Origin of the sequence: Pseudoalteromonas sp. Isolate6 (genome assembly GCF_022398435.1) — a bacterium.
Lineage (GTDB): Bacteria > Pseudomonadota > Gammaproteobacteria > Enterobacterales > Alteromonadaceae > Pseudoalteromonas > Pseudoalteromonas galatheae.
Genome location: NZ_JAKEVK010000110.1, coordinates 17,107 through 28,491, shown reverse-complemented (window position 1 = coordinate 28,491; position 11,385 = coordinate 17,107). Strand labels below are relative to the sequence as shown.

General features: G+C 44.3%; 7 protein-coding genes. 1 reads left to right on the top strand and 6 read right to left on the bottom strand.

All coding sequences use genetic code 11. From position 1 onward, the window contains the following. Positions 1 to 198 precede the first annotated feature (198 nt). The gene (locus tag L1D50_RS14730) at positions 199 to 2,382 is read right to left on the bottom strand and encodes an OsmC domain/YcaO domain-containing protein (RefSeq protein ID WP_239966295.1); all 2,184 of its coding nucleotides are present in this window, start codon (positions 2,380 to 2,382) and stop codon (positions 199 to 201) included. A 280-nt stretch (positions 2,383 to 2,662) separates the two neighbouring features. Here L1D50_RS14730 and L1D50_RS14725 point away from each other — a divergent pair, with 280 nt between their 5' ends. Continuing rightward, a complete protein-coding gene (locus L1D50_RS14725; RefSeq protein ID WP_128725770.1) occupies positions 2,663 to 3,571 on the top strand; it encodes a phytanoyl-CoA dioxygenase family protein in 909 nt (302 codons plus the stop codon). A 219-nt stretch (positions 3,572 to 3,790) separates the two neighbouring features. On the opposite strand, the gene L1D50_RS14720 is transcribed toward L1D50_RS14725, so the two are convergent. The 5 genes from L1D50_RS14720 to L1D50_RS14700 form a co-directional block, all read right to left on the bottom strand. Then, complete coding sequence (locus L1D50_RS14720) at positions 3,791 to 4,453, bottom strand: hypothetical protein (RefSeq protein ID WP_239966294.1); 663 nt, start codon at positions 4,451 to 4,453, stop codon at positions 3,791 to 3,793. A gap of 176 nt (positions 4,454 to 4,629) precedes the next feature. Next, a complete protein-coding gene (locus tag L1D50_RS14715; protein WP_239966293.1) occupies positions 4,630 to 7,746 on the bottom strand; it encodes a CusA/CzcA family heavy metal efflux RND transporter in 3,117 nt (1,038 codons plus the stop codon). A gap of 12 nt (positions 7,747 to 7,758) precedes the next feature. Then, entirely contained in the window at positions 7,759 to 9,486 is a 1,728-nt protein-coding gene (locus L1D50_RS14710; protein ID WP_239966292.1) for an efflux RND transporter periplasmic adaptor subunit, read from the bottom strand. Further along, positions 9,479 to 10,801 (bottom strand): TolC family protein, encoded by a 1,323-nt coding sequence (locus L1D50_RS14705; protein WP_138523764.1) that lies wholly within the window; start codon positions 10,799 to 10,801, stop codon positions 9,479 to 9,481. The genes L1D50_RS14710 and L1D50_RS14705 overlap by 8 nt, the downstream gene beginning before the upstream one ends. Beyond that, complete coding sequence (locus L1D50_RS14700) at positions 10,801 to 11,274, bottom strand: DUF411 domain-containing protein (RefSeq protein WP_239966291.1); 474 nt, start codon at positions 11,272 to 11,274, stop codon at positions 10,801 to 10,803. Before L1D50_RS14700 ends, L1D50_RS14705 begins: the two co-directional genes overlap by 1 nt. Positions 11,275 to 11,385: the final 111 nt, after the last annotated feature.

Sequence of the window (11,385 nt, the reverse complement as noted above, 5' to 3'; positions counted from 1 at the left end):
ACCTATATCCATATAGGCAAGGCAAAAATTTTGCTATTTAGTTGTTCTAAATGAGAAATTTTTAACGAAGCTAATATGCTATTTTACCCTTCAAATTGATTAGAGAATTAATTCAATTGGTATAATGCTCACCAGCCCGTCAAACTATAAAGCAAGATAGCAGTCATGCTATCTTGCTTTTACTTCAAAAAGTAAAGATTAGCGCTGTGCTAACTTTCCTCTTGCTGTATGAAGCTTCTTGTAACTCTCAATAAGACGCAGGTGCTTATCTAACCCTTCTAACTTCATATTAGTTGGCGTTAAGCCATAAAATTTCACATCGCCATTAATTGAGCCAATAACTGCATCCATCACCTCTTTACCAAACATACGAGTAAAGTTATGAATGTAATCTTCCATTTCTAACTCGTCATCCAATGCAATTTCGAGTGTGGCATGCATTGCTTGGTAGAATAAGCCCCGCTCAACGGTGTTGTCGTTAAACTGCAAGAAGGTTTCTACTAGCTCAATGGCTGCTTCGATATCGCCAAGCGCTAGATAAATTAAAATTTTAAGCTCTAGAATAGTGAGCTGACCCCACACCGTATTTTCGTCAAATTCAACGCCGATAAGGGTGATAATGTCGATATAATTATCAAGCTGGCTGTCTTCTAAGCGCTCAACCAAGTTAGCTAATGCTTCGTCATCTAGTGAATGAATGTTAAGAATATCTTCGCGGTACTGCAGTGCTTTATTGGTATTATCCCAGATGAGATCTTCGGCTGGATATACTTCAGAAAATCCTGGGACTAAAATTCGGCAAGCGATCCCTAAATCTGTGAACTCCGCAATGTAGGCTTCTTTACCTAACGTCTCTAGAATGCCAAATAACTTATCGCACTCCTCTTCATTAGTGCCTGTAAAATCCCACTCAACAAAGTCGTAGTCGTGCTTCGCACTAAAGAAGCGCCATGAGATCACGCCCGTTGAATCGATAAAGTGCTCAACAAAGTTCTCCGGCTCAGATACGGCCATGCTGTTAAACGTAGGTTTTGGTACATCGTTTAAGCCTTCAAAGCTACGTCCTTGTAACAGCTCGGTTAAGCTTCGCTCAAGCGCCACTTCAAAACTTGGATGCGCTCCAAAAGAGGCAAACACACCGCCTGTTTTAGGATTCATCAGGGTCACACACATTACAGGGAATTGACCGCCAAGAGACGCATCTTTAACCACGACTGGGAACCCTTGCTCCTCAAGTCCTTTGATCCCTTCAACAATACCTGGATATTTAGCAAGTACAGACTCTGGCACGTCAGGCAACACGATTTCTTGTTCGATAATTTGCTTTTTCACCGCACGTTCAAAGATCTCAGATAAACACTGCACTTTGGCTTCAAACAGGTTATTACCAGCACTCATCCCATTACTTAGGAATAAGTTTTCTATTAGATTTGATGGGAAATACACAGTTTCACCATCAGAATGACGAGTGTAAGGAATAGAGCAAATGCCGCGCGCTATATTACCTGAGTTTGTATCAACAAGGTGTGAACCACGTAATTCACTTTCTGGATCGTAAATTTCACGGGTGTAATCGTCTAAGATTTCGTTAGGCAGCGCATCATCAGCACCCGGTTTAAACCATTTCTCGTTCGGATAATGAACAAATTCAGCATTGGCAATTTCTTCACCAAAGAATTGGTCGTTATAAAAGAAGTTACAGTTTAAACGCTCAATAAACTCGCCGAGTGCTGAGCAAAGTGCACTCTCTTTGGTCGCCCCTTTACCATTAGTGAAACACATTGGCGAAGCAGCATCTCGAATATGTAGTGACCAGACGTGTGGCACAATATTACGCCATGACGCGACTTCAATCTTCATGCCTAAATCCGACAGGATCTTGGTCATATTTGCGATAGTCTGTTCCAGCGGCAAATCTTTACCCAGAATAAAAGTGCTGTCGCTTTCACTGGTATCAACCATCAGCATCGCCTGAGCGTCATCTTCAAGGCTCTCAACCGCCTCTACTTGAAATTCAGGTCCTGTTTGGATCACTTTTTTAACGGTACAGCGGTCAATTGAGCGCAGGATACCTTGGCGGTCTTTTTCAGAAATGCTTTCTGGTAACTCAACCTGAATTTTAAAAATTTGGTTATAGCGGTTTTCTGGATCAACAATGTTGTTTTGCGCTACGCGAATTCCATCAGTTGGAATATCACGCGCATTACAATACACCTTCACAAAGTAAGCTGCACAAAGCGCTGAAGACGCTAAAAAATAGTCGAATGGGCTTGGTGCTGAACCATCGCCTTTGTAGCGAATTGGCTGATCCGCAATGACAGAAAAGTCGTCAAATCTGGCATCAATTCTGAGATTGTCGAGGTAATTTACTTTGATTTCCATTGGAAGGTTCCGGTGTGTTGCAAACGAAAACGCTAATTGTACTTGAGGATGGGTGACCACGCCAATGGAAGTTTCTCTTTCAACTTTTTGACATAGAATAAATAAACTGGGTTCAATGTGATGTAACTTCCTGTAATTGCTCTACACTTTATTTTGCGACATGATGAATTACTTTGCATCGACTCCATTTTTGACTAGTACTTGATCGGCTTGAAAAATACACACTGCAAACCAAAATTCTGAATTAAGGCAAGCAATGCATTGACTAGGACGTGCGCTCATGAAGATAGTAAACAAAAGTAAACTCGATTTTTACGCTAATAACGGCTTTGTGTTATTTGAACAAACTTTACCCAACGTTCTACTAGAGAAGCTTAAACGTCTATCTAATACTCTAGAGAATAAAGCAATACAAGCGCAGCAAGAAGGAAAAATCGCGACTCAATATCATCTATCAAACGAATCTGGTGAGCCGAAGCTATTTCGTTATAATGATTTGCTTTTTGAAGCGCCCGAGTTAATTGTCGAATTGCTCGCCACGCCTGCAATGATTGAGATCAGCGAAGGTATTTGCGGTCTCGGCTGTGTGCCAATGCAGTGCGATTTAGTCTACAAATATCCACATCCTCACCCACACATAGCTTGGCATCAAGGAGCACCTCATCCACGTAATTATGCTTATTTAAACGTAGGAATTTATCTAGATGATGCCGATATCGACGATGGTTGCTTACGCTACCTACCTGATTCACAACACGAGCTTGTAGACATTTATTCACTTTCTAGCGAATATGGCTGGAATATTCCGGGCGTCTTGCAGCAACCTGCTAAAGCTGGAGATATTCTCGTTCAGGATATGATGATTTTGCATAGCTCTGAACCTAAACGCAGTGATGGTCCGAGAAGAACAATCTACGTAGAACTTAGACCACTTGCCGGTATTGAAGAGAGCCAAAAACAAAGCCCTGAGTGGGCTGAGTTAAGGAAACAATGGATGGCTCACATCATTCAAGCAGCAAACCCAGAAGATGTGCCACAGAAATGGGCTGAGTTTTACGGTGAGCCCAACTGTGATTTAAAAACTCTTGTTTCACAAATCGAGCAAAAATGGGAACCGCCTATCCCTGCGGTTTGGTCCAACCAAAATGTTGAGCACCCAGATTATCCTACACCAGCTGATCTTCGCTGATCTCACACCAGTCATTCGCTAGCTACTGCAGCGAATGACTGGGTAATTATAACAACCTTGACCTCTAGTCCTTGAAACACGCTATAAACCCAAAAGCCACGATTTACTTCATGTCATAAAACACTTCTTAGAACATTAAGCGGTTCATTGTTGTCCATTTGAGCCTGTTTTAAATTTACCGCAAAATCACGGGCCCTTATTGTTCGACATACAAGTCAACTATAAAACCGAAAGCAGATCTCGCTGACTAACCTTGCCAAGCTTAAGCCGTTCATACGAATCATAAATCGCCCTTTTACTATCTTGTAGTCGCTCAGTAATATCTTCACCTTCAAGCAACGCCACTTGAGCGGCTTTTAGCCTATCTTGTGTATCAGCTATGATTGCTGTTAATTTGGCTTTGTCTGATCTGATCAACATACTGTCCTGCTCGACTTTTTGCTCAAGCATAGTTAACAACTCTGAACGCACAGAAACGGTTTTATACTCATTAAAGTCTAATCCCAAATGATTAAATAACAACGCTTGGTTCATTTCCTCAGGTGCAATTTCCACTTCAATTGGCATCTCAACAATGTTTGTCATCATTTCACGATACATCTCGATGTTATATTCACGACTGCCTCTCTTGCGACTCGAACTCACCAATGATTCATGGGCTATTTCTTCAGCCTTGTCAAAATGTTTGGCAAGGTAAGTCGATTGAGTGTTATTCGGCGCTTTCTCTTGAATGGCTTTTGCGGCTTCCATAAATGACTGAGTTCCTGAATTTTTTGTCGCCGAATTAGAAATGTCTTGGTCACTCACAGCATTATTGTTCGTGCCACCGTAGAGATCGCTCGAACCGTACATTTGTTTATAAGAAGAATTTTGAATGAACATACCCGCTCCTTGTTGCATTAGCTGCTCTGATACAGCAATAAGTGCGCCAAGCAAGTCTGATTGAGAACGACGGGGTCTTAAACGCTTTTTGATTGTAATTGCGTTTTTTCAAACCAAAGTTTGCCGTTCAAGCGCTTAATATTACTGCGCTTGAGGCAAACTTTTTCCGCTATGGATTAATTATTAACGTTTTCACGCCAACGGATCATCAGCATATATACTACGGGTAACACCACTAAGGTAAGTAATAGCGCGCTTGCCATACCGCCCACCATAGGCGCGGCTATGCGGCTCATCACCTCAGAACCTGTGCCCGAGCCATAAAGGATTGGCAATAACCCAATAACAATCGTTGCCACCGTCATCATGACTGGACGAATACGCTTGCCCGCGCCTTCTAAAATGGCATTGTTAATGGCCTCAACAGTCAATGTTTGCGGTTTACCTTTAAGCTCACTAATGGCTTGGTTGAGATACACGAGCATGATCACACCTATTTCAACAGCAACACCTGCAAGCGCTATAAAACCAACGCCTACCGCGACCGAAAAGTTAAACCCCTCAAGGTATAGTAACCACAGTCCACCAATCATCGCCATAGGTAACGTCGCCATGATAATTGCCACTTCGCTAAAGCTTCTAAAGTTCAAATAGAGTAAAACAATAATGATCCCAAGCGTAAGCGGCACCACATAAGTCAATTTAGCTTTAGCACGCTCCATATACTCGTATTGACCAGCCCAACTGATGGAATAACCTGCAGGTAACTCCAGCTGCTCACTCAGCACTTGTTTAGCGGTAGCCACATAACTGCCAACATCAACTCCGTCTAAATCGATAAACGTCCAACCATTAATGCGAGCGTTCTCGCTTTTAATGCCCGGTGGCCCGTTTTCAATATAGATAGTTGCCACATCACCTAGGGCAATATTTAATCCCTCGGCGGTGACTATAGGAAGCTTCCGCAGCGCTTCGGGAGAATCGCGTAAGTCTTGCGGGTAGCGCAAACTAACCGGGTAGCGCTCTTGTCCTTCAACGGTTTGCGTGACATCCATTCCACCAATTGCAGTTGCGACGACTTGCTGGACATCGGCAATATTGAGCCCAAATCGCGCGGCTTTATCACGTAGAATATCAACCTTAATATAGCGTCCCCCAGCTACTCGCTCAGAATAGACCGAAGCTGTACCCTCTACCTGACTCAGAATACGTTCAAGATCTTGACCAATTTTTTGGATAGTATCTAAATCTGGGCCTGCGACTTTAATCCCGACAGGCGTTTTAATCCCCGTCGCGAGCATATCAATACGCGTTTTGATGGGCATCACCCAAGCATTGGTCAAACCCGGTAACTGCACTAGCTTATCGAGTTCAGCTTTGAGCTTTTCAGTGGTCATTCCCGCACGCCATTGATCTTTAGGTTTTAATTGAATAAAGGTCTCAATCATCGTCAGCGGGGCAGGATCGGTTGCGGTTTCCGCGCGACCAACTTTACCAAAGACATTTTTTACCTCAGGCACCGTCGCTATCAACTTGTCAGTTTGCTGTAAGATTTCTCTGGCCTTACCAATCGAAATACTTGGATATGTAGTCGGCATGTACATTAAATCCCCTTCATCCAAAGGTGGGATAAACTCACTGCCGATTTTATCCATTGGATAAAAGCCAACGATAGTAATAGCTGCTGCGGCCAGCAACGTCAGCTTAGGAAAGCGTAATACTTGCTTTAATAGCGGCGTATACGCACCAACCAACATTCGATTGATTGGGTTTTTATGCTCGGGCACAACTTTACCGCGAATAAAGTACCCCATCAGCACCGGAATAAGTGTAATAGCAAGTCCCGCAGATGCAGCCATCGCATACGTTTTGGTGTATGCCAGCGGGGCAAACATACGCCCTTCTTGGGCCTCAAGAATAAACACAGGTAAGAAGCTTACGGTGATAATTAGCAAACTAAAGAACAGCGCAGGACCCACCTCAGAAGCCGACTTTGCGACGATTTCCCAGCGATTTTCATCATTGAGTGGCGTTCTTTCCATGTGTTTGTGCATGTTTTCAATCATCACGATTGCACCGTCGGTCATCGCCCCGATAGCAATGGCTATGCCACCAAGGGACATGATATTTGCGTTCACCCCTTGAAAATACATCACAATAAAAGCAACCAAAATACCAAGTGGCAAAGTGATCACGGCAACCACGGAAGAGCGAATATGAAATAAGAACACCACACACACTAAGGCCACCACCACCAGCTCTTCGAGCAGTTTAGACCAAAGATTATCAATGGCTTTGGTGATAAGCTCGGAGCGATCGTAAACCGTCACCACTTCCACCCCGTCAGGTAAGCCTTGTTGTAGCTCAGCAAGTTTTTGCTTTACGCCGTCGATGGTTTTTTGCGCGTTTTCTCCAAAGCGCATGACTACAACACCGCCAACAACTTCTCCTTCGCCGTTAAGCTCAGCAATGCCACGACGCATTTGCGGTCCAATATTGACAGACGCAACATCTGCTATCGTTAATGGCGTTCCTTTGACAGCTTGCCCAAGTGGGATAGCTTCAATATCTTTAACGCTTTGAATATATCCCGTACTTGTCACCATATATTCGGCTTCAGCCATCTCAATCACAGAAGCACCAGATTCTTGGTTACCGCGTTGCAACGCCTGCTGCACATGCGTAAGCGGAATGCCGTAAGCGCGCAGTTTATTGGGATCAACCTGTACTTGATACTGTTTCACCATACCGCCAATCGGCGCTACTTCTGACACACCAGCAACCGATTGCAGCTCAAACTTTAAAAACCAATCTTGTAGGCTGCGTAGTTGGCTAATATCGTGTTCACCGGTTTTATCAACTAATGCATAAAGATACACCCAACCCACCCCTGTGGCATCAGGCCCCAGCTGCGGTTTTGCCGCATCAGGTAATTGTGGTGCAACTTGACTTAGATACTCGAGCACCCGACTGCGCGCCCAGTAAAGATCCGTTTTATCGTCAAAAATAACGTAAACATAGGAATCCCCAAAGAAGGAATAACCACGTACGGTTTTTGCGCCTGGGACGGAAAGCATTGCAGTGGTCAGCGGAAATGTCACCTGATCTTGAACCACTTGTGGTGCCTGTCCTGGATAAGGTGTTTTGACAATAACTTGTACATCAGACAAATCCGGAATGGCGTCGACAGGTGTGTTTTTAAGGGTAAATAGCCCAGCCCCCACCAGCATCAGTGTCAGCAGTACCACAAAAAAACGGTTGTATACTGACCAGCGAATTATTGCTTGGATCATTGTAAACGCTCCTTAGTGGCCAGAGTGCATATTCATCGACATCTCACCTGCAGGTTTGATATCAGTCACCACAAATTCGTCACCCACTTCAAAGGTGAAAGTCACCTTCATTCCTGTCATAAGCTGGCTTAAATCAATGTGCTCAGCTGCAACAAAGTCCATCGTTGTTGCGGGACGGTCCCATTTTTCAATGGCGTCGCGAGAAATATTAAGCACTCGGGTGTCAGGGTTGATGGCGTTTATCACACCGCCCACTGTTGCTGTAGGCAGTATATTTTCGGTCATACTGCCTTCAGACATAATGTGAATACCAGTCAGTAATACGCTGCCATCATCTTGTTTTGTCGCTTCAAAGTGCAAAACCTGTCCCGCATTTAGTGCGTCAATATCAACACTTTCAGCCACTGTAAAATCCATCACCATTTCAGGCCATTCCCACTCGGGTACGGGTTGATGATCAATATTCACCACTCGGCTTTGGTCGTTCACGCTTTGAATTTCTCCTTCAATCCAAACGGACTTAGCTTCTGCAACTGGCGCCATACGCATAAAGTCAGAAGTAATGCTCGATTGAGAATCAATCAGGAAATGGGCTGACGTAACTATCTTGTCACCTTCGTTAAGGCCATTGAGGATTTCAATGTTTTCATCACCAATTTGACCCAGTTCAACGGCAACCGATTTAAAGCTACCGGGTGCAACTTCAACGACAACACGATTTTGTTTGGCAGTGCGGATCACAGACTCACTCGGCACTTGAAGTACATCGTCACGAGAGTCGGCTTGAATGTTCACTTGCGCAAACATATTTGGCTTTAATAGCGCATCACTGTTGTCAAATCTAAGCCTTACTCTAAGTGTCCGTGTTTTTTCATTGAGTGAGGGATAGACGTAATCGACTTGCCCTCGCCACGTTCTGCCGGGTAAAAAGTCTAACCTCATGGAAACGGCTTGCCCCTGAGCGACCAACATAGCATCACGTTCAAATACGTCAGCTTCGACCCAAATCTCGTCAAGTTTGGCGATACTCATGAGCGTTGTGCCTGGCTTTACGTAAAACCCTTCTCGGATCTGGAGTCCATCTAACACCCCGGATTGACGTGCATAAAAGGTAATGCTTTGGTGCACTTCAGCCGTTTTTTTCAGCGTATTGATAAAGTCATCACTCAGGTGTAATGCCTTGAGCCGTTCGTGCGCTGCGTTGATGAGCGCCTGATTATTACGCTTTCTAGCAATAAGGTATTCTTCTTGCGCATTGACCAGTTGCGGTGAATACAAGGTATACAGAGGTTCGCCTTGCTTGACCGGTTCACCTGCTGCTTTCACGTAGAGCTTTTCAATCCAACCCTCAACGCGAGGGTGAATGTGAACTAAGCTATCTTCGTTGTACTGAACATACCCAACAGTGCGGATTTGGTGAGACATCGCTTGACGCATAGCCACCGCGGTACGAACGCCCAAGTTGTTTTCAACGTGAGGCGCTATCTCCACAACCCCCTCACCAAATTTTGCATTCGCAGACTCTTCTTCGTACACAGGTACAAGGTCCATTCCCATAGGAGACTTACCTGGCTTATCACGACGATAGTTCGGATCCATAGGCGCAACCCAATAAAGTGGTGCTTTCTCAGTGCTTGGCGCTACCGCAGGCTCGTTACTTGAAGAGAAATTTATCCCAACTAGCACGCCGACCGTTAATGTCGTGACGGTAACAAGCGTCATTTTTAAGTTGTTATTCATGGCTTGCATCCTCTTCAATTTGAACCAAATAATAGTTACTGCGTACCACCGCTTTTAACAATGCAATATCAATGGAAAGCGCTGATAACTGCGCATTCAGTTTCGCGATGCGCGCCCTCACTACCTCGGAAAAGTCGCCATCGTCATTGGTATAAGCGGTCAATGCAGCTTCGGCCTGTTCAGCGCTTTGTGCCACAATTGATTTTGCGTATAGCGATTGCCTTTCTTGCAATCGTTGGATAGTTTGAATTTCTCCATTTAAGTTTGAAAACAGCTGCTTTAGCACCAGCAACCGGTCGGTTTTACTCGCCTCAACTTGTGCAGTCGCTGCCGCTTTTTGCTGATCTTGTTTTCCATCTGTGAATAACGGAACGTCGAATGATACACCAACGCTAAAAAAGTCAGTGCGAGACATCTGATCCGGAGCATCATCCCGATATGCATAACTTGCGTTGACGGAAAACTGTGGTTTATATGCCTGCTCAGCTAACTTAACCCCTTGATTGGCACGGTATGTATCAACGTCGGCTGCAACAACCAACGGGTGATGAGTCAAATGTTGTACTACAGCTTGGCTATCAACTGGGCGTTGCTGCATCAACTTTGGCGCAATTGAGCGGATCAACGGCAGTGTCACTTCGTTTTGTTCAAGGACACTCAGTGCATTTGAATTAGTGAATGCATCATTTAATAGCCATTGCGAAAGCTTTGCCTTAGCGGTGTTAAGCTGCTGATAAGCCGCGGAACGCTTATCGTCTAATTGCATCACCTCAAGCTGAGCACGGATCACATCTTGCTGGCGTGTTGCACCCAGCGCATTGGAGTAGCTAGCATTGGCTATTTCTACCATTTGGTCAAACAGCACACTATCGCGTTCAATCAGTTCTAACGTCTTTTTGGCTTGCACAATATCAAGCCACACCTGAGAAACGTCCCGGCGCACTTGCGCTTTTCTATCCGCTTGTAAAATCGGTTGCTTTTTAGCGTCAAGTGCCAATTGCTGGCTCTTAATTTCGAGGCTATCTCCTCGCGGTAACATCTGCATCACGCCAACTTTAAGCTGAGTCATCCCCTCTTGATTAAACTCCCAACTATCAACAGGCAGATTCATCATACCGATGGACACCTGAGGATCAGGATAGCTTAGCGCTTCGCGGCTCATAGATTGCATCGCAGAACGCTTGTATTGGCTAGATTTAAGCCAAGGATCGTTGCTGATGGCGACATCTATAGCTTGCTCTAACGTTGCAATATTGGCCTGTGCTATCTGTGGCAGTATCAGAGTTGCGATAAACAGGGAAACTTTGATTGTCATTAGAATTGCTCCTCATAATTGTCGATTTCAGCAAAAACCTCATAGCTCCCATCTTTTTTGAGTAGCAATACTTGATAAGGCATAAAACGCTCGCCAACCTCCATACCCGGCGATCCAAGTGGCATTGCCGGCACACTCAAGCCGATATTTTGCTTATCTTGAGTTAACGTCTCGTTTTGCAAAAACTGTTTAATAAACTTGGCAGGAACATGCCCTTCAAAAATAAAACCATTTTTAGAAACCCCAGTGTGACAAGATTGATAATTTTGCTTAATACCAAACTTACTCTTAAGTAAGCCAAGATAATTTAAGTCGGTGGCTTTGTGCGCAATACCTTGTGCGGTTAAATGGTTTAACCACAGCTCACAACAGCCACAGGTTGGGGATTTAAAGACTTCCAATTTTATACCGGATTTACCGTATGCCATGGCGCTCATTAGCCATAGCGTCACCACTAAATAAAACTTTCTCATGCTAACCTCGCATGTAATACCAATTGAATTACTGCAGCTGGTATCAATCAATTCGTTGAAAATCACGTCAAAATAGACGATTAATCGTACAAAATCTTAAAATTAAGGCAG

Bases quoted from the DNA above. Each gene is read 5' to 3' on its own strand.
- L1D50_RS14730 (WP_239966295.1), bottom strand. From the start codon at position 2,382: ATGGAAATCAAAGTAAATTACCTCGACAATCTCAGAATTGATGCCAGA.
- L1D50_RS14725 (WP_128725770.1), top strand. From the start codon at position 2,663: ATGAAGATAGTAAACAAAAGTAAACTCGATTTTTACGCTAATAACGGC.
- L1D50_RS14720 (WP_239966294.1), bottom strand. From the start codon at position 4,453: ATGTTCATTCAAAATTCTTCTTATAAACAAATGTACGGTTCGAGCGAT.
- L1D50_RS14715 (WP_239966293.1), bottom strand. From the start codon at position 7,746: ATGATCCAAGCAATAATTCGCTGGTCAGTATACAACCGTTTTTTTGTG.
- L1D50_RS14710 (WP_239966292.1), bottom strand. From the start codon at position 9,486: ATGAATAACAACTTAAAAATGACGCTTGTTACCGTCACGACATTAACG.
- L1D50_RS14705 (WP_138523764.1), bottom strand. From the start codon at position 10,801: ATGACAATCAAAGTTTCCCTGTTTATCGCAACTCTGATACTGCCACAG.
- L1D50_RS14700 (WP_239966291.1), bottom strand. From the start codon at position 11,274: ATGAGAAAGTTTTATTTAGTGGTGACGCTATGGCTAATGAGCGCCATG.